General features: G+C 37.6%; 23 protein-coding genes. 16 read left to right on the top strand and 7 right to left on the bottom strand.

Features of this window, described 5'->3' with window-relative positions:
• Positions 1 to 483: 483 nt before the first annotated feature.
• The 3 genes from BUA72_RS13940 (at position 484) to BUA72_RS13950 (ending at position 5,764) form a co-directional block, all read left to right on the top strand.
• Complete coding sequence (locus tag BUA72_RS13940; RefSeq protein WP_072923439.1) at positions 484 to 2,313, top strand: cytochrome c peroxidase; 1,830 nt, start codon at positions 484 to 486, stop codon at positions 2,311 to 2,313.
• Positions 2,314 to 2,656: 343 nt separating this feature from the next.
• The gene (locus BUA72_RS13945) at positions 2,657 to 4,810 is read left to right on the top strand and encodes an alkaline phosphatase PhoX (protein ID WP_072923441.1); all 2,154 of its coding nucleotides are present in this window, start codon (positions 2,657 to 2,659) and stop codon (positions 4,808 to 4,810) included.
• Between the two features lie 54 nt (positions 4,811 to 4,864).
• Positions 4,865 to 5,764 (top strand): leucine-rich repeat domain-containing protein, encoded by a 900-nt coding sequence (locus BUA72_RS13950; RefSeq protein ID WP_072923442.1) that lies wholly within the window; start codon positions 4,865 to 4,867, stop codon positions 5,762 to 5,764.
• Between the two features lie 2 nt (positions 5,765 to 5,766).
• Here the strand turns inward: BUA72_RS13950 and BUA72_RS13955 are convergent, their stop codons facing one another.
• Positions 5,767 to 6,090: a translation initiation factor gene (locus BUA72_RS13955; protein WP_072923444.1), complete on the bottom strand. Its 324-nt coding sequence runs from the start codon at positions 6,088 to 6,090 to the stop codon at positions 5,767 to 5,769.
• A gap of 359 nt (positions 6,091 to 6,449) precedes the next feature.
• On the opposite strand from BUA72_RS13955, the gene gpmI reads away from it, so the two are divergent.
• From gpmI to BUA72_RS13980, 5 genes are all read left to right on the top strand, one after another.
• Positions 6,450 to 7,991 (top strand): 2,3-bisphosphoglycerate-independent phosphoglycerate mutase, encoded by a 1,542-nt coding sequence (gene gpmI, locus BUA72_RS13960; protein ID WP_072923445.1) that lies wholly within the window; start codon positions 6,450 to 6,452, stop codon positions 7,989 to 7,991.
• A 152-nt stretch (positions 7,992 to 8,143) separates the two neighbouring features.
• On the top strand, positions 8,144 to 9,124 hold the full coding sequence (locus BUA72_RS13965; protein ID WP_034727646.1) for an acyl-ACP desaturase: 981 nt from the start codon (positions 8,144 to 8,146) through the stop codon (positions 9,122 to 9,124).
• Between the two features lie 94 nt (positions 9,125 to 9,218).
• Positions 9,219 to 9,650, top strand: coding sequence for a BT0820 family HAD-type phosphatase (locus BUA72_RS13970; RefSeq protein WP_034727649.1), 432 nt, complete (start codon positions 9,219 to 9,221; stop codon positions 9,648 to 9,650).
• Between the two features lie 178 nt (positions 9,651 to 9,828).
• Positions 9,829 to 10,638 carry a type I methionyl aminopeptidase gene (gene map / locus BUA72_RS13975; protein WP_047453451.1) on the top strand — a complete coding sequence of 270 codons (810 nt, stop codon included), beginning with the start codon at positions 9,829 to 9,831 and terminating at the stop codon, positions 10,636 to 10,638.
• Entirely contained in the window at positions 10,638 to 11,405 is a 768-nt protein-coding gene (locus tag BUA72_RS13980; protein WP_072923447.1) for a class I SAM-dependent methyltransferase, read from the top strand. Before map ends, BUA72_RS13980 begins: the two co-directional genes overlap by 1 nt.
• Positions 11,406 to 11,473: 68 nt before the next feature.
• Here the strand turns inward: BUA72_RS13980 and BUA72_RS13985 are convergent, their stop codons facing one another.
• Positions 11,474 to 11,800 (bottom strand): DMT family transporter, encoded by a 327-nt coding sequence (locus BUA72_RS13985; RefSeq protein WP_034727656.1) that lies wholly within the window; start codon positions 11,798 to 11,800, stop codon positions 11,474 to 11,476.
• Positions 11,801 to 12,016: 216 nt separating this feature from the next.
• Positions 12,017 to 12,580, bottom strand: a complete 564-nt coding sequence (locus BUA72_RS13990) for a Crp/Fnr family transcriptional regulator (RefSeq protein WP_034727659.1) — start codon at positions 12,578 to 12,580, stop codon at positions 12,017 to 12,019.
• 222 nt (positions 12,581 to 12,802) lie between these two features.
• On the opposite strand from BUA72_RS13990, the gene era reads away from it, so the two are divergent.
• Entirely contained in the window at positions 12,803 to 13,678 is an 876-nt protein-coding gene (gene era, locus BUA72_RS13995; RefSeq protein WP_034727661.1) for a GTPase Era, read from the top strand.
• Between the two features lie 67 nt (positions 13,679 to 13,745).
• The gene (locus BUA72_RS14000; RefSeq protein WP_034727664.1) at positions 13,746 to 14,174 is read left to right on the top strand and encodes a DoxX family protein; all 429 of its coding nucleotides are present in this window, start codon (positions 13,746 to 13,748) and stop codon (positions 14,172 to 14,174) included.
• Positions 14,175 to 14,231: 57 nt separating this feature from the next.
• Here the strand turns inward: BUA72_RS14000 and BUA72_RS24500 are convergent, their stop codons facing one another.
• On the bottom strand, positions 14,232 to 14,393 hold the full coding sequence (locus tag BUA72_RS24500; protein WP_156122788.1) for a bacteriocin-like protein: 162 nt from the start codon (positions 14,391 to 14,393) through the stop codon (positions 14,232 to 14,234).
• Positions 14,394 to 14,520: 127 nt separating this feature from the next.
• Here BUA72_RS24500 and BUA72_RS14005 point away from each other — a divergent pair, with 127 nt between their 5' ends.
• From BUA72_RS14005 to BUA72_RS14015, 3 genes are all read left to right on the top strand, one after another.
• Positions 14,521 to 16,923 (top strand): alpha/beta hydrolase family protein, encoded by a 2,403-nt coding sequence (locus BUA72_RS14005; RefSeq protein WP_072923448.1) that lies wholly within the window; start codon positions 14,521 to 14,523, stop codon positions 16,921 to 16,923.
• Positions 16,924 to 16,988: 65 nt separating this feature from the next.
• Entirely contained in the window at positions 16,989 to 17,705 is a 717-nt protein-coding gene (locus BUA72_RS14010; RefSeq protein ID WP_072923450.1) for a hypothetical protein, read from the top strand.
• A gap of 50 nt (positions 17,706 to 17,755) precedes the next feature.
• A complete protein-coding gene (locus BUA72_RS14015; protein ID WP_072923452.1) occupies positions 17,756 to 18,205 on the top strand; it encodes a hypothetical protein in 450 nt (149 codons plus the stop codon).
• Positions 18,206 to 18,215: 10 nt separating this feature from the next.
• Here the strand turns inward: BUA72_RS14015 and BUA72_RS14020 are convergent, their stop codons facing one another.
• Positions 18,216 to 18,905 (bottom strand): HAD family hydrolase, encoded by a 690-nt coding sequence (locus tag BUA72_RS14020; RefSeq protein ID WP_072923453.1) that lies wholly within the window; start codon positions 18,903 to 18,905, stop codon positions 18,216 to 18,218.
• A gap of 77 nt (positions 18,906 to 18,982) precedes the next feature.
• On the opposite strand from BUA72_RS14020, the gene BUA72_RS14025 reads away from it, so the two are divergent.
• The 3 genes from BUA72_RS14025 (at position 18,983) to BUA72_RS14035 (ending at position 20,858) form a co-directional block, all read left to right on the top strand.
• Positions 18,983 to 19,549 carry a Crp/Fnr family transcriptional regulator gene (locus BUA72_RS14025; protein WP_072923455.1) on the top strand — a complete coding sequence of 189 codons (567 nt, stop codon included), beginning with the start codon at positions 18,983 to 18,985 and terminating at the stop codon, positions 19,547 to 19,549.
• A gap of 252 nt (positions 19,550 to 19,801) precedes the next feature.
• A complete protein-coding gene (locus tag BUA72_RS14030; RefSeq protein ID WP_072923456.1) occupies positions 19,802 to 20,302 on the top strand; it encodes a GNAT family N-acetyltransferase in 501 nt (166 codons plus the stop codon).
• A gap of 7 nt (positions 20,303 to 20,309) precedes the next feature.
• Positions 20,310 to 20,858, top strand: coding sequence for a hypothetical protein (locus BUA72_RS14035; RefSeq protein ID WP_072923458.1), 549 nt, complete (start codon positions 20,310 to 20,312; stop codon positions 20,856 to 20,858).
• A 51-nt stretch (positions 20,859 to 20,909) separates the two neighbouring features.
• Here the strand turns inward: BUA72_RS14035 and BUA72_RS14040 are convergent, their stop codons facing one another.
• Together BUA72_RS14040 and BUA72_RS14045 are read right to left on the bottom strand one after the other, a co-directional pair.
• Positions 20,910 to 21,398: a hypothetical protein gene (locus BUA72_RS14040; RefSeq protein ID WP_072923459.1), complete on the bottom strand. Its 489-nt coding sequence runs from the start codon at positions 21,396 to 21,398 to the stop codon at positions 20,910 to 20,912.
• Positions 21,399 to 21,409: 11 nt separating this feature from the next.
• Complete coding sequence (locus tag BUA72_RS14045) at positions 21,410 to 22,237, bottom strand: GLPGLI family protein (RefSeq protein WP_072923461.1); 828 nt, start codon at positions 22,235 to 22,237, stop codon at positions 21,410 to 21,412.
• Between the last annotated feature and the right edge of the window lie 48 nt (positions 22,238 to 22,285).

Raw genomic sequence — 22,285 nt, forward strand, 5'->3', positions numbered from 1 at the left:
GGACTAGAGATTTTTTTTTACGCAAAGTTTGATTTTTATAATGTGAAATTTTAAGGCTGCAAAGGGAGAATCAATTTCATTGATTCCATGAAGCGACCTTCTTTATCCATATAGCTTCATCAGCGACGAAGTCGAACTCTTTGCCTTCCTCAAAACTAAGCACTTTTTAAAATAATCTTTGCGTGAAAAAAAGCATGATATATTTTCACGTAAAGAAATGGATTCGATCAAGTGAATATTGTACACATATAACTTCATCAGCGAGGCAGCTGGACCTTTTGCTTTCCTTAAAATCTCCAACAGATTACGCTGATTACACAAATTTATTTCCTTATTATATTCGTGTTATTTGTGAATTTATTAGTGAAACTTGTGTTTAAAAGCACTTCATTTTTTCAATCCTTGTGGTAAAACGTAAACATTTTTTAATCTGCTGTTAAACTTGCCATAACATCGGAACGGTACTTTTGCCGCTAAAAATTGATGAGATTGTATCCGCTGCTAGCTGTGATTGTGTTGATAGGTTTTGCTGTCATGTCTTTTAACCCGGTTGATAAGGGAGAAAAAAGTGAAAATACCTTTGTCAATAAAGGGCTGTCAGATTTTAAAAACAGGCTTGATCAGCTTAAATCAGATGTATACAAATTCTCTGACGAGCAGATTTCCATTGACGAGCTTAGAAATTCTTTAAGCGCTACAAGGAATTCATTTAAAGAAGTGGAATTTTATATTGCTTATCATTATCCTGAGTTCACAAAAACCCATCTTAATGCCGCCCCGCTTTTTCATATTGAAGCTGCAGGAACTTCAGCTTATACATTGCCACCGGAGGGACTTCAGGTGCTGGATGAACTGATCTTTTCCGATGAAGCCGGAGACGAAAGAGAAAAGATAAAAACCATTACAGACTTCCTGTACAACTCCTATTCCAGCTTTTATCTGAGCACGGTAAAGAACGGTTTAAGCCGTGGAAACAACAAAACATTGCCGTTAAGAATCGAACTGATCAGAATTTATACTCTTGGCGTAACAGGTTTTGATACGCCCGGTTCCCTGAATATCTCTGAAGAAGCCAGCCATGCCCTGACAGGAATTAAAAAATACATAAACGATGATGCTTATTTTAAAAACTATGATGTTCAGAAAGCCAATCAGATCCTTACCGAAGGAATTAGTTATCTGTCAGTAAACAAAGATTTTGAAACTTTCGACAGGATTGAATTTTATAAAAAATATGTCCAGCCTTTGTATGAAGAGTTTGGAAAATGGGATGGAAGAGCAGATGATCTCAAAGAATTTTCCGGATGGAATGTAAAGAGCAAAAACCTTTTCAGCAGCGATTTTCTGGACCCGTATTTCTATACATTGCTGCAGTCTTCAGAAGATAATGCAGATCTCCGTAGCTTAGGGAAATCTATTTTCTATGACCAGAATTTAAGTCAAAACGGTAAAATGAGCTGTGCCGCCTGTCATTTGCAGGAAAATGCTTTTACAGATCTTAAAGCAAAATCACTAAGCAATGTGGAAGGAAAGACGGTGTTAAGAAATTCTCCATCTTTGTACAATGCTGTTTTTGCGAAAAGGTTTTTCTATGATCTTCGTGCATTTTACCTGGAACAACAGGCAGAACACGTGATCTACAACGATGATGAATTCAATACCAGCTACGAAGACATCATTAAAAAATTGAAAACAAAACCTGAGTACAAAAAAGCTTTCCGTTCAGCTTTTAAAGACGGTAAAATAAATAAAGAGAATTTTTCCAAAGCATTAAGTTCTTACGCTGCTTCTCTGCATTCTTTTGACAGCGATTTTGACCGTTTTATGAGAAATGAAAAAGACGTTTCAGATGATGTCAAAAAAGGCTATAACCTGTTTATGGGAAAAGCCAATTGTGCAACCTGTCACTTTGCACCGCATTTTTCCGGTCTCGTACCTCCATTCTTTAACGAAAATGAATCTGAAGTGTTAGGCGTAACCAAAAAACCTGTCAATCAGCTTCCTATTGAACTGGATTCCGATCTGGGTAGAGGAAACAGCCCTGTAAAAAAAGAAAAATCATGGATCTATGATTATTCCTTCAAAACGGTTACCGTAAGAAATATCGCGCTTACAAAACCTTATTTCCATAATGGTGCTTTCAACACGCTGGAAGAAGTAATGGATTTCTACAACGAAGGCGGAGGTGAAGGTCTCGGCTTAAAAATGAAAAACCAGACACTGCCACCGGATAAACTGGAACTTACAAAAACGGAAATTAAACAGGTCATCGCATTCCTGAATTCTCTGACTGATATTAGCAAAGCTAAGTGATGTTTGAGAGTCTCAGAGTAGGAGAGTGTTAGAGTGGTAGGGTTTGAGTGTCTGAGAGTTTTAGAGTATGAATGTCAATAATGGATGAGGTTTTAACGATAAATATAAACTGTGCCATAGATTTAATACTTCCACTCAAACAATTTTCAGCCTAATTTATAAAAACCTTTGTAGTCCTCAAACACTCTGATGCTCCAACTCAAAGGCGTTATTTAACAATTATTTAATTCCCTTAACATTGGGTTCCGAATTAATTAATATTCCCTGATCTATATTTAAAGTCCTATTAACAGAGGTTCAGCGCCAAAAAAATAGTTTTGCAAGGTCTAATAAATCATAAGAAATGAAGAAAAAATTACTTACAATTGCGGCATTGGCTATGGTCGCCGGCTTTAGCGTACAGGCGCAGACGTTTTTATTCAATAAGAACTCTTCCTGGAGCTACAAAGATAACAACCAGGCTTTGGCAGATCCATGGAAAGATCAGACTTTTGATATCTCTGCATGGACTACAGGAAACGGACCTTTAGGATATGGAGATCCGGTAACCACTACGATCAGCTCTGGTCTTACAGCGGCTTATTTTGCTAAAGATTTCACAGTGGATTTAGCAACGCTTTCAGACAATATGGAACTGGGCGTGATGAGAGATGATGGAATCGTTGTGTATCTGAATGGAGTGGAAGTCGTAAGAGACAATATGCCTGCAGGGACTATTGCTTTCAATACCCCTTCTGTTACAACAATAGATGGGGCGGCAGAAAGTGTTTATAACATTTTCTCTATTCCGAAATCTAAATTTATAAACGGAACCAACAGGATTTCCGTAGAACTTCACAACAGAACAGGAACCAGCTCAGATCTTAGAATCGATGCTTATTTAAAAACAACAGCTACTGTAACGCCTCCTCCGGCATGTACAGGAACGCACATCAGCTGTTTTACTTCTATTGTTCCTACGGCACAGACCAATAAACTGATCATTCCTGCAGAACATAAATACCAGCTTATCCTAAAAGAAGGTGATAATTACACTGAAGGAGGTGGTATGGTAGGCGGTCAGAATGACTTTACGGGTTACGTTGCCAAAACAGGAAGCAGCACCAACGGATATCTTTCCGTCAACCACGAAACGAATCCTGGAGGTGTTACAATGGCTGAAATTAATTACAATGCCTCTACAAAACTTTGGCAGCTGACCAAATCAAGAGCGGTAAGTTTTTCAGATCCAAGTTTGGTTCAGACGATCAGAAACTGTTCAGGTGGAGTTACACCTTGGGGAACTATTGTTACGGCAGAAGAATCTGTGACTTCCAATGATGTAAACAGTGATGGTTACAAAGATTACGGATGGTTAGTGGAAATCGATCCGGCTAAGGCTCAGGTTGTTTCCAAAAATACAGACGGATCCAAAGGAAAACTGTGGCAAATGGGAATTATGAACCACGAGAATGTTGTGGTAAATGATGCAGGAACTACAGCATATTACGGAGAAGATGGAGGTACACACATGGTTTATAAATACATAATGGATACGCCGAACAATCTTGCTTCAGGAAATCTTTATGTATTAAAATTAGATCAGGGATTAAGCGCTTCAGGAGATCCGGTAGGAACTACAGCGACATGGATTCAGGTTCCTAATAAAATAAAAGCAGACCAGAATAACACTGCATCTCTTGCTCAGACATTAGGCGGAACGAGATTCAACGGAGTGGAAGATGTAGACATCAGCCCACTGGATGGGAAAATCTACTTTACCGCGAAAGGTCTGGATAAAGTATACCGTCTTCAGGATAACGGAACTACGGCTTCTCAGGTAGAAACTTTTGTAGGAGGTGCTTCTACAGCTTATTCTTTTAACACGCCGCAGGGAGTGAAAACAGAAGCTTGGGGTGATGGAAATGATAACCTTACATTTGATGAACTTGGAAACCTTTGGGTTCTTCAGGATGGTGGGAAAAATTATATCTGGGTAATTGCTCCGGATCATACACAAGCTAATCCTAAAGTGAGACTGTTCGCCTCAATGCCGGCAGGATCTGAGCCAACAGGACTGACATTTACACCTGATCATAAATTCGGTTTCTTCTCTATCCAGCATCCGGATTCTACAATTTCTACAGATATCGATGCTACAGGAAACACAATTGACTACAGAGGAAAATCTGCCACGATCGTTGTTGCTTTAAAACAAAACTTAGGAACAGCAGGAGCGTTGGGAACCATTGAAAACCACAATGCAGAAACTACCGTTGAGGTAGCTCCGAATCCTACTTCAGGAATGGTTAAGATCAATTCTCCAAAAGGATTGAAAGACATTTCTGTAACAGCTTACAGCCTGGATGGAAAAATCGTTTACACGAAGAAATTCAGCGGACTGAACAGATCATTGGATCTGGACTTTACACATCAGCTTGAAGGATCCCGTATTCTGGTTCTGAATATCGAAGCAGAAGGAGGTTTCCAGAAAACTGTGAAATTAGTAAAAAAGTAAATTATTAATACTCATTTCGGGCGGCGGCGTAGCCGCCGCCCGAAATTTATCTCTATGAAAAAGCTTGTTCTATTAATTTCCGTATTCTCAATCTGTCTTGCTAAGGCACAGATCGATCCTGTAAAATATCCTACGTTTACCAATATCGATGAGGCTTTAAACAGTAAAAAGACTGTTTACAGTATGAGTTTCAGGGAAAAAGGATTGTTTAACCTTCCTCCACAGATCTCGAAACTGAACTCCCTGTTCTTTCTGAATATCATGGGAAATAAGCTGGAGAAAATGGATGAGGAGATCTTTGCTTTAAGTGAACTGGAAATTTTAAATGTGAATGAAAACAGCATCAAGTACATTCCTGATGAAATAGGAAACCTGAAAAAGCTGAACACATTCTCCATGAATCTCAACAGCCTGACAAGCATTAATCCTAATATTGCAAAGCTTCAAAACTTAAAAGCAGTCCATTTTGATGCCAATAACCTCAATATTTTTCCGGAAGCATTGATGGAAATTCCTTCGTTGGAAGAAATTAACCTTCAGGGAAACCAGATCAGCAGTATTGTTGATCGCTTAGACAGAATTAAAAATCTGAAATTTCTGAATTTGTCTGAAAACCAGATTAATGACCTGGGAAACTTGTCTTTTCCTAAACATTTAAAATACCTGGAGCTGCAGCAGAATGCTATTGTAAAGCTGCCGGAAAATCTGTTCAAGTCAAAAAATCTTGAATTTTTGAATGCAAGTGATAATCATATCACAGAAATATCCCCCGGAATAAAGGGACTGAAAAATATAACCAGTATGAATCTGGCCCATAACAATCTGAAAGACATTCCTGTAGAGATAGCGGAACTTAAAAATCTTAAAACCCTGATTCTTACAGGAAACCCTATAGAAAAAACAAAGATTGAACGGTTGAAAAGCCTGATGCCGGACACTCAGATCTATTTCTAGATCTATCCGCCGACTCTTTTGGTTTTATATCCCATTTCTTTAAGGATATCCATTATCTTATCACGATTATCGCCCTGAATAATGATCGTTCCGTCTTTTTCTGAACCGCCTATTCCTAAGGTGGTTTTTATTTTTTTTGCGATTTTCTTTAAATCTTCCTCGCTGCCTTCCCAACCTTCCACAATCGTTACAGGCTTACCGTTTCTGCCTTTCTTTTCAAATTTGCACACCAAAGGTTCATGCTGCTTAAATTCTTCTTTAGGCATCTCAAAATCCTTCTCCTCATGCTCAGGAAAAAGGTTCTTTAACTGATCTCGTAAATCCATAAAGCAAAATTAAATGTTTAAACACAAATATCACAAATAATTTTTCACAAATAGCACTACTCATTCACATCAACAACCTCAATCACTGTGAAAATCTATACAATCTGAGGTTAAAAAAAACAGAACTTCGTTACAGCGTTACAAATAATTTCCACAAATAACCACAATCATTCAAACCAAATATAATTTAAAAATCTGTGCCATCAGCGAAATCTGCGCGAGATAAAAAATGTATTGTAATCATATATTCTATGGTTCATCGTATGTATTGTTTTACGCTGATATTTGCAAAATAACCCTCTCAAATTCTTCCATTCATCGGAAATTAGGTAAATTTGTGTAACAAAAAGTTATACGAAATGTCAAAAAAAGCAATATTAGCAATCCTTGACGGATGGGGACTGGGAACGAATCCAGAGGTTTCTGCCTTAGACAAAGCAAACACTCCATTTATAGACAGCTGTTATCAAAAATATCCACATACCACACTTGAAGCCAGCGGTCTGGCTGTAGGACTTCCCGCAGGACAGATGGGGAACTCTGAAGTAGGACACATGAATTTGGGCGCAGGAAGAGTGGTCTATCAGAATCTTGTAAAACTGAATATGGCCGTTGAGAACGGAACGCTGGGACAGCAGCAGATCATTCAGGATGCCTTTGAATACGCAAAAAAAGAAAATAAAAAGCTCCACTTTATTGGATTGGTTTCCAATGGAGGGGTACACTCACATATCAATCACCTGAAAGGTTTATTAACAGCCGCTCAGGAATTCGGACTGCATGAAAATGTTTTCGTCCATGCATTTACAGACGGAAGAGACTGTGATCCGCATTCAGGACTTGGCTTCATAGAAGAGCTTCAGGATCATATGGCAACGACGGTAGGCAAACTGGCAACGGTTATTGGAAGATACTACGCGATGGACCGTGATAAGAGATGGGAGCGTGTAAAACTGGCTTATGATGCCATGGTAGACGGAATTGGAGTTCAGACTACAGATGCTTTGGCTGCTATTAAATCTTCTTATGACAACAATGTAACCGATGAGTTTTTAAAACCTATTATCCTTGTTCATACTACAGAAACAGGAAACATCGTTCCGGTCGCTAAAATTATTGATGGCGATGTGGTGATCTGTTTCAATTTCCGTACAGACAGAGGTCGTGAGATTACGGAAGTTCTTACTCAGAAGGATTTCCCGGACTTCTTTATGCGTAAACTAAACCTTTATTATATTACGTTAACCAATTATGACAAAACCTACCAAAACGTACAGGTGGTATTTGATGAAGAAGTATTAAAGGAAACGATGGGAGAAATCCTTGAAAGAAACGGTAAAACACAGATCAGAATTGCAGAAACGGAAAAATATCCTCACGTAACATTTTTCTTCTCCGGAGGTAGAGAGGAAGAGTTCAACGGCGAAAGAAGGCTTCTTTGCCCGAGTCCGAAAGATGTACCTACCTACGATCTTAAGCCGGAAATGTCTGCTTATGACATTACAAATATCATTGTACCCGAGCTTGAAAACGGAACGGCAGATTTTGTATGTCTGAATTTTGCCAATACCGATATGGTAGGTCACACCGGAGTTTTTGAAGCCGCTGTAAAAGCTGCAGAAACTGTAGATCAATGTATTGAAAAAGTAGCAACAGCCGCTTATGAGAACGGATATGCCGTATTTATTCTGGCAGATCACGGGAATTCAGATGTAATGATCAACCCGGATGGAACGCCAAACACACAGCATTCAACGAACCTGGTGCCATTTATTGTAATGGATAAAGAGCGTACCTGGAATCTGAAACCCGGAAAACTTGGGGATGTCGCTCCGACTATTTTAAAAGTAATGGGAGTGGAAATTCCGGAAATAATGACTGGTGATATTTTAGTCAGCTAAAAATTCAATAATAATGTCCCAAAAATGCCGTTATTATATAGATGGCGGCATTTTTGTATGATTTATGTCAGTCATGGTATGGGTTGCATATGTTATTATGCGACAAATAATAAATAAATCATATCTTTGTAAATTAAAATCCATATAGTAAAATGTATCAAAAGCTTGTCAGAAAAGAAGTAATGGGAATATTGGAAAAGGAGGTGGGTTCTTTTCTCGATAAATTTTTAACGCCAATTGAGAAAATCTGGCAGCCTTCCGATTATCTTCCGGATCCGTCAAGCGCTGATTTTAAATATGATCTTGAAGAAATTCAGACATATGCCCGTGAAATGCCTTACGACCTTTTCGTAACGCTGATCGGAGACTGTATCACTGAGGAAGCATTGCCTTCTTATGAGTCATGGTTGATGGGCGTAGACGGAATAGATCAGGAGAAAAATGAAATCGGCTGGGCCAACTGGATCAGAGCATGGACCGGTGAAGAAAACAGACATGGTGACCTTTTGAGCAAATATCTTTATTTGTGTGGAAGAGTCAACATGAGAGAATTGGAAGTAACCACTCAATATTTAATTAATGACGGTTTCGATTTGGGAACAAGCATGGACCCTTACAGAAACTTTGTTTATACAAGTTTTCAGGAAACGGCAACCAATATCTCTCACAGAAGAGTAGGAACGTTGGCCAAGCAGTCCGGAAACGGAAAACTGGCGAAAATGTGTGGGGTAATTGCCGCAGACGAAGCCAGACATGCAAAAGCCTACAAACACTTTGTTACCAAAATTTTAGAAATAGATCCTTCGGAAATGATTCTTGCATTTGAAGATATGATGCGTAAAAAGATCGTAATGCCGGCTCACATGATGAGACAGTCTGGTCAGAAAGCAGGAGAACTTTGGGGACATTTCTCAGATGCAGCGCAGAGATGTATGGTGTATACAGGAAATGACTACATCAATATCTTGTCAGACCTTCTGGATGAATGGAAGATTGAGCATGTAAAAGGACTTACTGAAAAAGCTGAAAAAGCACAGGAATATCTGATGAAACTTCCGGGAAGACTTCAGAAAATTACAGACAGAATTTCAACTCCGGATCTTCAGTTCCAGTTTAAATGGGTGAAAAGCTAATTCCGGATTATCATTAAATTATAAAACTTAAGAGTGCCATCGTTTTCGGCACTCTTTTTATTTCTTATCTTTGCAAAGCTAAAAAAGGTACAAAATGTTAAATAATAAAAAAATTGCTGTTGATTTTGACGGAACCATCGTGGATGACGCATATCCGGCAATTGGTAAAACAAAAACTTTCGCTTTCGAAACCTTAAAAAGACTTCAGGCAGAAGGGTACAGACTAATCCTTTGGACATACAGACACGGAAAAACATTAGATGAAGCCGTGGAATTCTGCCAAAAAAATGGAATTGAATTTTATGCAGTGAACTCAAGCTTTGAAGGAGAAGTTTTCGATTCTGAAAATCAATCCAGAAAATTAGATGCAGACTGGTTCATTGATGACAGAAATTTAGGAGGATTTCCAGGCTGGGGCGAAATTTACAATATTATCCAGGACAGAATAGAATTCCGTGTAGAAGGAAAAGAAGTGCTGGCTTATTCAAAACTTAAAAAAGAAAAGAAAAAAGGACTTTTCTGGTAATAATTTAAAATAGAAGTTAGTAGCTAGAGATTAGAAATTAATTTTTTAATGCTGCTTCTTCGTTTAAAACTTTATCAGAAAACCGTAGATGTTGGGAAGGCTATCATTTTATCATACTTTAAAATATACATTAAGCTGTAGTCTAACTTCTGACATCTAATATCTAACATCTATAAAAATGATTCAATTAAAAACAATAGAGGAATTACGCCTCATGAAGGAGAGTGCGCATTTGGTGTCAAAAACGCTGGGAATGCTTGCTAAAGAAATAAAACCGGGAATCAATACTTTGTATCTTGATAAGCTGGCTCATGATTTTATCAAAGATCACGGAGCTGAACCTGCTTTCTTAGGATATGGCGGTTTCCCGAATTCTTTGTGTATTTCTCCCAATGATCAGGTAGTTCACGGTTTTCCCAACAATGATATTATCCAGGAAGGAGATGTTCTTTCCGTAGACTGCGGAGTTGTCCTGAACGGTTTCGTAGGAGATCATGCCTATACATTTGAGATCGGGGAAGTGAAACCTGAGGTTAAAAAATTATTGCAGGTCACCAAAGAATCACTTTACAAAGGAATCGCACAGTGTATGAGAGGAAAAAGAATAGGAGATATCTCCCATGCGATCCAGTCACATTGTGAAAAAGAAGGTTATGGTGTTGTGAAAGAGCTTGTAGGACACGGTCTTGGAAGAAAGATGCACGAAGATCCGCAGGTTCCGAATTACGGAAGACAAGGGAGCGGAAAAGTGATCAAAGACGGTCTTGCCATCGCAATTGAACCCATGGTGAACCTTGGAACAGAAAAAGTGAAATTCCATAATGACGGCTGGACAGTAACGACTCTTGATAATCTGCCTTCTGCGCATTTTGAGCATGATGTAGCGGTGATCAATGGTAAACCGGTACTGCTTTCCACATTCAAGTATGTTTACGAGGCTTTAGGCATCGTAAGTGATGAAGAGAAGCCATTCCAATTGGATTTTTAATGAAAAAAGTAACCAAACTTTTACTGAATAAAATACCCCGTCCGATGCTTATTAAAATGAGTATCTGGGCGAGACCTCTTATTTATCAGTTTTTTAAAGGGGATAATTTTTTTGACCCTATTGATGGAAAATCCTATCGGAAATTCCTTCCGTACGGTTATGGAAAACAGCGTGAAAATGCTTTATCTCCGGGAACCCTGAGTTTGGAGAGACACCGCCAGATGTGGCTGTATCTTCAGAATGATACTGATTTTTTTATTAAGAATGCAAAGGTTCTGCATATTGCTCCCGAGCAGGAATTTTTGAGGAAATTTAAGATGATGAAAAATCTGGATTATATTTCTGCAGATCTTTATTCACCTATTGTAGACGTGAAAGCGGATATCCTTGATTTACCGTTTGCTGATGAAAGCTTTGATGTTGTTTTCTGCAACCATGTATTGGAGCATATAGAAGATGATGCTAAAGCCATAAGCGAACTTTACAGGGTGATGAGGCCGGGAGGTTGGGGGATTTTCCAGGTTCCGATGCGGAATTCTCTGGAAAAAACCTATGAAGATTTCACGATTAAAGATCCTAAAGAACGTCAGAAGCATTTCGGCCAGTACGACCACGTCCGCTGGTACGGAATGGATTATTTTGAACGGTTGAGGAAAGCTGGTTTTGAAACCGAACCGAATTTCTATTCACAGAATTTTTCAGAAGAAGAAATTAAAAAATACGGGCTGAGACACAACGAAATTTTACCTGTCGTTTTCAAGAAATAAAACAATATCCCCGTCTTCACATTCGAAGACGGGGATATTTAATATAGATAGAAGTCGTTAAGTCGATTTTAGTGAGAAACAGATTTCAATCCTACTACAGAACCAATTAAGGTCATGATAAAAAATACTCTCCAAAAGCTTACGGGATCTTTAAAGAAGAAAATTCCCATCAGGGCTGTTCCTACCGCACCTATTCCTGTCCAAACCGCATAAGCTGTTCCGATAGGCAGTGTTTGCGTAGCTTTGATCAGCAATACCATACTGATCGTCATGGTTACCAGAAATCCGGCGTACCAGTAATACATCTCAGATCCGGAGCTTTCTTTGGCTTTTCCCAGACATGATGCGAAGGCCACTTCAAATATTCCGGCGATGATTAAAATAATCCAATTCATTTTTTTTGATTTTCTCTCCTGCAAATTTCCACATTTGAAAGGAGAAAAGATTTTACATTTGTTAAAAAAGGATTTATTTGTCAGGAAACCGGAAGACCGGAGTTATTCCATCCGAAAGAACAACTGCAGTGCAAAATGTATTTGTTTTTAAGGAAGCTGTTAAAAATGAATGACTACCAGTAACTTCCAGCCTCCCTCTTCCAGCTTCCAGCCTTTCTATTTAATCTCCGCACGAATTCTGCTCAAACTTACCTGCGTAATTCCAAGATAAGAAGCAATATGACCCAGCTGAACTCTTTTCAACAGATCCGTTTTGTGGGTCATCAGGTCTTTATACCGTTCCAGGGATGTTTTAAACTGTCTTGAAATGATGAGTTCTTCTGTTTTTACCAATTCTTTTTCTGCAAATTTTCGTCCCCAGTTGGCAATATGAATATCCTCGTTGAAGAGTTTTCTCAGGCTTTCCGTTTCCAGAATGTACAGATCGCAGTCTTCGAGAAGTTCAATGCTCTCGTAGCCCGGTTTATCTTCCACATAGCTTTTCATGGAGACGATGGTTTCCCCTTCACTCCCAAACCAAAACGTAATGTCATTGTCGGCAGTGGAAGCATAGGCACGCACAATCCCTTTCCTGATAAAATAGATATGAGGAATGATCTTATCCGCTTCCATAAGGCAGAACGATTTGGGATGTGATACTTCCGTGATATGCTTTTTCAGAGAGGCTTTGGAGGCTTCCGGAAGTACATCAATGCGGTCAAGGATCTGGTCTATATCCATAAAGTGAATTATAAGGTCAAAAGTATTGGTTTTAAGAGATGCAATACAACTGAATTGTATTCAATTTCTAAATTAATAGATAAATATAGGAATGAATCCTCCAAATTAATAGCATCCGCGGATTTTTTAATGAGATTGGGCTTTTTTCTTTTTTAAAAACTGACTTATACCGTGAAGACCAGTTTTGTTTTTACTAACTTTGCAGTTCGTAATATTATTTATATGCATAAAGCTGGATTTGTAAACATAGTCGGAAAGCCTAATGCCGGAAAATCTACCTTATTAAATCAGTTAATGGGAGAGAAACTGGCGATAGTAACGCAGAAGGCTCAGACAACCCGCCACAGAATTTTTGGAATTTATAATGAAGAGGACCTGCAAATCGTATTTTCAGATACTCCCGGAGTTTTAGACGCGAAGTATGGTCTCCAGGAGAAAATGATGGATTTTGTAAAGGATTCTTTACAGGATGCCGATGTATTTTTATTCATTGTAGACGTCACTGACAAAGCTGAACCTTCAGAATTTTTAATTGATAAACTGAACAAGATCCCGGTTCCGGTACTGCTACTGCTGAATAAAGTAGATCAGACCAACCAGGAAGGACTTGAAAAACTGGTAGAAGAATGGCACAACAGGATTCCAAAAGCTGAGATCCTTCCTATTTCTGCCCTGAATGCCTTCAATACGGATATCATTCTGCCGAAATTAAGATCTCTTCTTCCCGAAAACCCTCCTTATTATGACAAGGAACAGTACACCGATAAACCTGAAAGATTTTTTGTAAACGAAGCGATTCGTGAAAAAATCCTTTTAAACTATGAGAAAGAAATTCCTTATTCTGTAGAGGTAGTGACTGAGCAGTTTAAAGAAAAAGAAGGAATTATTTTCATCGATTCTATTATTTATGTGGAAAGAGATACCCAAAAAGGAATTATCATCGGACACAAGGGAGAAGCTATCAAAAAAGTAGGAACTGAAGCCAGGCTGGATCTGGAAAAATTCTTTTCCAAGAAAATACATTTGAATCTTTTTGTGAAAGTGAAAAAAGACTGGCGTAAAAACGACAGGGATCTGAAAAATTTCGGGTACAGATAAACTAAAAACGCTTGCGATTCCGTTCTATTAAAAGATTTTTATTACCTTTAGTCTAAATTTTTAGTAAATGAACTATTTCAAGTCAAATTCCAGCTCAGTACCTAAAGATATTATTTTATTCGTTGTGAGAGTGTTTGTAGGTTTTGCTATGCTTTCTCACGGTTTTCCTAAGCTTCAGATGCTTTTGGAAGGCGGTAAAATAGAATTTTATGACTTTCTAGGATTGGGTCCTTTAGTGACTCTGGTTCTTACGGTTATTGCTGAATTTGCCTGTTCAATACTCCTTATATTAGGACTTTTTACAAGAATTTCTTTAGGTTTTCTGATCTTTACGATGGTTATAGCTGCTTTTATGGTTCATGGAGCAGATCCGTTTGAGAAAAGAGAAATGAGTCTTATTTATCTGTCCGTTTATCTTCTCCTGATGGCGTTCGGCGCCGGAAAAGTATCGGTGGATCATATGATAGAAAAAAGAAGAAGAGCTTCAGACTGGTAAAACGGTCTTTGCAATATAAAAAAGAGCATTAGACAACTAATGCTCTTTTTTGTTTTTTTAAGGTTTGCATGGTAGTGAAGACCAAACACAGGTCCATTTAATGATGTCATTTTCATCTATTCCGGCCACGCATGGCCTGTATCCTGTAGGACATGAAGGTACTTGCCCTCCAATAATTGTTTTTAAATCTCCTTTAGATAATTTCTTTAGATTTTTCATAGTAAGTATTTTGATTATTTGATGTTGCTAATATAAAATTATTTAATTATATCACAAGTTCGTGTGTTAAGATTAACAGTTTTAGTAATATTCCAAAAATCACTACATTCGTAGAAAATGAATTTATATGAAGATAAAACTGACTATTTGCCTTCTGGCATTTCTCAATTTCTATGATGCACAGGAGAGTATTACTTATCAAAAACCTTCTGCCGAGATTCTGAAACTGGCAGATTATGAAAGACCCCCAAGCGTTCTGATGAACAGCAAAAAAGACTGGGTGGTTTTCACGTACCGTCCAACCTATAAAACACTGGAAGATCTTAACCAGCAGGAAATGAAACTTGCGGGCTTAAGAATCAATCCGGTTACCAATATTTCAAGCAGTGCTACCTATTCGAATAATTTGAAGATCAGAAAGATCAATGATAAAAACGAAGTTCAGGTAAGCAACCTGCCTGCTAATGCCAAGATTACATATACTTCATTTTCGCCGGACGAAAAGAAACTGGCATTTACCAATACGACTGCGAAAGGAGTAGAGCTTTGGATAGTAGATATGGAAACTGCCACCGCTAAAAAATTGACAGCAGATAATCTGAATGCCAACTTAGGATCTCCTTATGTTTGGTACAATGATTCTCAGAGTATCCTGATCAGAACGCTTCCTCAGAACAGATCAGCGCTGATCGATGCCAGCAAAGATCTTCCTACAGGGCCTATTGTCTCTACGGCAGATGGTAAAGTGTCTCAAAATAGAACATATCAGGATCTTTTGAAAAATCCTCAGGATGAAAAGAACTTTGAGGTTCTTACAGCTTCTGAAATTTATAACGTAGACCTTAGTGGAAACCTTAAAAAAGTGAAAGATCAGGATATGTATTCCGGTTTAAGCTTTTCTCCTGACGGAAATTACTTAATGACGACGGTCATCAAAAAACCGTTCTCGTATATAGTTCCGTTAAGCAGGTTCCCATTGACAGCTACCGTTTATGATATGAAAGGAAATGCTGTAAAAGTAGTAAATGACGTTCCATTGAATGAAATCATGCCGAAAGGATTTTCATCGGTAAGAGAAGGAAAAAGAAGCATGGGTTGGAGAAGTGATGTACCGGCAACCTTATTATATGCTCAGGCATTGGATGGAGGTGACCAGTCTAAACCAGCAGAATACAGAGATGAGATCTTTACTTGGGAAGCACCGTTTGCGGCCGCTCCAAAATCATTCTTTAAGACAAAACAGAGATATGAAGGCGTAAGCTGGACCAATGATCATTATGCTGTAGTTTCTGAAGGCTGGTATGATACAAGGAATACAAAATCTTACCTAGTAGATCTTAATAATGGCGAGTCTAAAGTTTTTGATGACAGAAATTATCAGGATGTTTACAGTGATCCGGGGAATTTTAATACCACGAAAAACCAGTTTGGAAGGTATGTCATTGATATGAAAGGTGGAAAAACCTACCTGATCGGTGACGGGTTTACCAAAGACGGACAGCATCCTTTCATCGATGAAATGGACGTAAAGTCGCTTAAAAAGAAAAGACTCTACACTTCCAATGTCAAGAATGGTAAAGAAGAAATCATCGACATTCTTAATGCATCTAAAGGTGAGATCTTAACGACTCAACAGTCTCCAAGCCTTTATCCAAACTATTTTAAAAAGAATATTAAATCTAATAAAGCAGAAGCAGTAACCCAATTTGCTAACCCTTTCGAAAGCATTAAAGATGTTTACAAAGAAGTGATCACGTACAAAAGAAATGATGGGGTTACTTTAACGGGAACCCTTTATCTGCCTGCCAATTATGACAGAAAAGCTAAGAAAGAAAAGCTTCCTTTGCTGATCTGGGCTTATCCGACAGAATATAAAGATAAAAACACAGCAGGTCAGAATACCCAGAACCCGAACGACTTTACGTTCCCATATTACGGATCTTTCGTATACTGGACAACGAAAGGTTATGCAGTACTGGATGACGCTGCATTCCCTATTATCGGAGAAGGAAAAACAGAACCGAATGATACTTTCATTCCACAGTTGGTAGCGAATGCTGAAGCAGCGATCAATGCGGTGGATCAGTTAGGGTATATTGACAAGAAGAAAGTAGCAGTAGGAGGACATTCTTATGGTGCTTTTATGACAGCTAATTTATTGACTCATTCCAAGCTTTTTGCCTGTGGTATTGCAAGAAGTGGAGCCTACAACAGAACGCTGACTCCATTTGGTTTCCAGAGCGAGCAGAGAAATTACTGGGATATTCCGGAGATCTATAACACGATGTCTCCGTTCATGAATGCAGACAAAATGAAAACACCAATGCTTTTGGTTCATGGTGATGCGGATAATAACCCGGGAACTTTCACTCTGCAGACGGAAAGGTATTTCCAGGCTCTGAAAAACCTGGGAGCTCCTGTGAAAATGGTTCTTCTACCGAAAGAAGCCCATGGTTATGTAGCTAAAGAAAATATCTTACACCTTTTATGGGAACAGGATCAGTTCCTTGAGAAGTGTCTGAAGAAATAAAATATTTTAAGAGAAAGCCCGTTCATGATTGGAACGGGCTTTTTAATTCCTTTTCTATAATAACCATGATGAAAATAACCTCTCTATTATTTTTGATTCCTGCTTTAAGTTTTGGGCAATTATCTCCTGAAATCAACAAATTGTATGAAGAATTATCAAAGAGTAAATATGTTGAATCTGCTGCTATTGGGTACGCAGGATCTGAAAGCGAAGTCTACAAATTGTTTGCAGAGATCGATAAAAAAGCCTCTGATCAAGAAGTGGAATATATTGCTTTTAATGGAAATCCTGTAGCTAAAGTTTATGGTTCATATGCTGTTTTTAATAGAAAACTTAAGACATTAAGTCAGCTGTTTGATTCTTATCTGAAAAATAATGAACCCATTAGTATTAAGCGGGGTTGTGTAGGATCAAACACACATTTAGCGGATGAACTTTACACTACGGTTTTTTGGGAAAAAGATTATATAAAAGATACAGAGGCTAACAGGAAGCATAAAGCCAGTCTTAAAACTAAGCATGAACTTTTAAATTTCATTCAGCTATTGGGTAATACTAAAGAATCAAAATGGACGATGCAGGAAATTGATTCGGTTTTAATAAAGTTTGATCGGATGATTCTGGCTAATCCATCTTCCTCCCAGAATTTAGTAGAGCAGATTACTGAGTCCAATTTTTTTATAAAAAGAAAACATCCGGAATATCATGATAAACTGGCTTACTTCGAGAAAAAGTATAGTTCTGAAAAGATAAAGAAATACTTGAAGTTTAGCGGTAAATAATCTGATGAAAATAATCCTGTAATTTTTAATTTCCCACAATAATTTTTATCATGCCAATAGTTAGACGTTTTGAACAAAAAAAGGCAACATTAGAGGAGTTTTATAAAGAGTTTATCCCAAAGCCTGAAGATCAAATAGGAGATGGTGGAACACCAATGCTGGAAGTTATGGAATCTATCAATACCATATTTAAGGAAACTGTTTTGTACGGATTAACTTCTCATGCATCATTGCTTTTGTTTAATAATGATCATCAGGATTCAGATTATTATATAGTTATCAATGCGTTTAGGTCCAATTATTACGGTGAATACAGGATCGAGTATGTGATTCCGGAAAATGATAGTCCATGGAAAGGAGCAACGGTAAATGGTAGTTCCCGGACATTAGATGAATTTGAAAAAATGATCATCATCTCAATGTATAAATCCGGAGGATGGAAAAATAATATTGAAGTAGAAAACCTGTACCAAAAAGTAAAACAAAACCCGCTCATTTGAGCAGGCATTTTTATAAGTATTTCAACACTTCATCAATACTTTTCAGCTCCATAAAATGATCATGTTCCAAATGATGCTCATGCTGTTCATGGCTCCAAGTCACATGGTAAGGAATATGTGCTGCAAAACCTCCGATTTCCAGGACAGGCAGAATATCTGATTTGATAGAATTTCCAAGCATCAGAAAGTGTTCAGGTTGACAGTCCAGATGTTTCAATAGCTTTTGATAATCGGTTTCCTTCTTGTCACTCATAATTTCAATATGGTGGAAATATTCCTGCAATCCTGAATTTTTAAGTTTCCGTTCCTGATCCAGCAAATCTCCTTTTGTGGCCACAACCAGTCTGTATTTTCCTTTTAATGCATCTAATGTTTCGGTGACACCATCCAGCAATTCAATAGGTTTCTGAAGAAGTTCCTGGCCGATTTCAATAGTCCGGTTGATCAACTGCATCGATGCGTTACCACCGGAAACTCGACTCACCGTTTCAATCATACAGAGCATAAAACCTTTGACACCGTAACCATACAGATGAAGGTTCTGCATTTCAGTTTTAAATAATTCCTGAGATACAGAGTGTTGTGGTAGATAATCCTCGAGCAGCACACAGAATTCTTTTTCCGCTTCCTGAAAATAAGGTTCATTGATCCAAAGGGTGTCATCTGCGTCAAAGGCGATGGTTGTTATATGATTATTCATTTTACTTTTGTATTTTTCTCCCGACAAAATTCAGTATAAAAATTCAATTAGAAAAGGACATTTGTCCCGGATAAGATATGTTACGAACTAATCAGTTGTTTTTAAACTATGTAGAAGATCTTTACGAAAAGCAGGAACGTAAAGAACATATCATCATAAGATCTTTTTCCAAAGGGGAAAGAGTATTGACCCAGAATGAAAATCCTTCTAAAATAATGCTCATCAAAGAAGGTATTACGAAATGTTTTTTAGTTGAAGACAACGACAAAGAATATATTGTTGAGTTCCTGGGAAAAGGAGAGATCATCGGCGAAATAGAACAGATCCGTAATATTCCCTGTCTCTGTAGCATTGAAGCAGTAACCGAAGTAACCGTTTATGCTATCTCTATATCGTATTTCAAATCTTTAATCAGAAGCGATCTTTCCCTGAACAATCTCCTCCTTAATGTTTTTGCTGAACGGATTGTGAATACTTCTAAAAGAGCTTCATACCAACAATTGTATGCAGCAGAACACACTTTAGCACAACTCCTTGAGTTACAGAAACAGGAGGAAATTGAGATTTCAAAGGAAGATATGGCGGCTTACCTGGGAATTACGGTGAGAAGTCTGAACAGGACGTTGAAGAATTTGGGTAAATAGAGTCAGGAAGATGGAGGATGGGAGAGGGAAGTTATGGAGTGCGAAAACACAGCTGCTACGTTTTCAAACAAAAAGACTTGGACTGCTTTTTATACCGTAAAAATCCGACTATTTAAATGAAAGCCAAACAGTAACTTCTAGCCTCCCTCTTCCAGCTTCCATCCTAACATTAATTACAATTACTGAATGAATCTCTACGCTTAAAAGTTTTTACTTCTTATTTTTGCACGAAATAAAACCGAACCTATAAAAATGCAAGACTTACAATTCAGAAACGCTGATCTGCAAGATTTAGAAAAGATAGTTGAGATCTACAATTCTACCATTCCTTCAAGACTGGTGACGGCAGATACTGAAAATGTGTCTGTAGAAAGCAGAAAAGAATGGTTTGGAGAACACAATCCTGAAACAAGACCGCTTTGGATTATTGAAAATGAGCATGAAACGGTTGGATGGGTAAGTTTTTCTTCATTTTATGGAAGGCCTGCGTACAATGGAACGGTTGAAATGAGTATCTATCTTGACGAATCTTGTAGAGGAAAAGGTTTTGGCAAAAAAGTGATGGAATACTGCATCGATCGGGCACCCGGCTTAGGAATTAAAACGCTTCTCGGATTTATCTTTTCTCATAATGAAGCCAGTATGAAACTTTTTAGATATTTCGGGTTTGAAGAATGGGGAATGTTTCCTGATGTAGCGGTTCTGGATGGGATAGAAAGGAGCTTGACGATTTTAGGGAAAAGGGTTGGTTAGCTTTAATATGATGAAAAAAATATTTACGATTTTATCCATTATAATTTTTGCGGTTAAAGGAAATGCCCAAACGGAAGATATCTATGGCGGAAAATATCACCCGGCAAAAGAACATTTTGAGACTCAATACAAGAAACAGGAATATCCCAAATATTCAAGATTTCAGATTAAGCTGGAAAAGGATAGGATGATTATTGATGTTGTTAAACTTATTGAGTTTTCAAAGAATTTGGATGAAAAGTTTAAATTGATTTTTGAAAATGGACTGTTAGATCCAATGAGAATCAATGGAAATACTGTTTTAAAAATTGCAAGCATGGACGAGCTACCTCTATTAAGTACAAATCCTCAAACTAAGAGATTTAAATTCTGGATTTTCCCTCAAAATAGCAATGCCAAAAAAGATAGTGTAGAATATGTTCTTAGAGGTAGGATGAATCCCAATGAATACTATTTTGAACTTCAAAATGAAAATGCAGATGAAAATACAAGTTTTAAAGAATTTGTAGAAGGAGCAAAGCTAACTTATCTGGCGTATGGCGGAATCATTATTTAAAAGTTGAATTCGGCGAAGTCGAAGACTTCGCCGAATTTGTAAGGAATAGATTTATTCCGGATATTTTAAATCGATAAGTTTAGCTCTATACTCTTTCAGATTTTTGAGAATTTCATTTAAATCTTGATCTTTATTCAGGATTACAACACCATGATAAATTGGATAATTGTCTATACTTAGATTAAACTTGCTGAATGATTCTTTGGATGCTTTTGAATTTGATTTTATATAATCAGCTAAAAGAAAAATCAGATCAATATGGGGCTCGGATTCATAAAAAGGGACATAATCTTTTTCTTCATGAATGTCAAAAAAATCCTTTATTGTAAATCTTAAATAGTCTTCCATGGCTAAAATTGCAAATTTGTATATAGACTCGTATTCTTTTTTCTCATCCAATGAGCCCCACCAGTCAATTGCTAATTCATTTCCTCTGAAATAGACTATTGCATTATTTAAACCTTCAATAATGATTTCTAATCTTCCAAATGTAGGATCGAAGAGAGCGTGTCTTCGTAATTCTTCTATACTTAAATCCATTTTTAAAGAAATTATTTCGTTTTAAAAGAAGGCTCCTTATCCCTTTCAATGTAAATGTAACGGCTTTTTATCCCGTTCTGAAGCATTGCTCTTTTGCTGTTAAGCTCTTCAATAGTTTCTATACTTTCGTTCTTAAAAGAGGTTTTCTGACCGTTTTTTATGCTTTCTGCTAACGTCCTTGTTGGATTTTCGTAAAACTCTTCGATGTACTTGTTGAATTTCTCGTTAGAAATAGGAAGAGCCGGCTTTCCGTAATGGGTTTCTACGAATTCTTTAGTATCATATTCGGAGTCCAGCTTTTTATTGCTGATCAGTTTATAGATGAAGTTTTTATCTGTGTCCTCCAAAATAAAGATCAGACCCGGAAGTCCTCTGAATTTATACGGACCTTCTTTAATATTCACTTCATTGCAAAACCATGCATTCCATGTTCTTCCTCCGAAATCGGTAGTCGCTTTCTGAAGCTTATAGCCGTTGTATTGCTGAGTTTCCTGAAGCAGTTTCCAGTTCATTTCATCATTGGTATTCACTACGAAATACTCGAAGAAGTCTCTATACCATTTGTTTTTAAATGAATTGGGTGCCCTTTCAATGACCTGATCTGTTTTTGTACTGTATCTCGAAACAGCAGTATTTGCCTTTTTATTGATGGAATCATAATCAGCAAACTTTTTATCATAAAACTTGACTGATTTCGGGCTGATATCAAGATTCATAAGATTTTGTCTGTACTCTTCCGAACCGTCTTTCCGGTACTGAAGTTCATAAATAAATCTGTTGGTCTGTGACTGATAGAATGAACCTGCATACAAAGTGAGCAGGCATATAATTTTTTTCATGATTTTTATTGATTCTGTTTAATTGAGGGACCAAAAATAAAAAAAGCT

Origin of the sequence: Chryseobacterium sp. OV279, from assembly GCF_900128945.1 — a bacterium.
GTDB lineage: Bacteria > Bacteroidota > Bacteroidia > Flavobacteriales > Weeksellaceae > Chryseobacterium.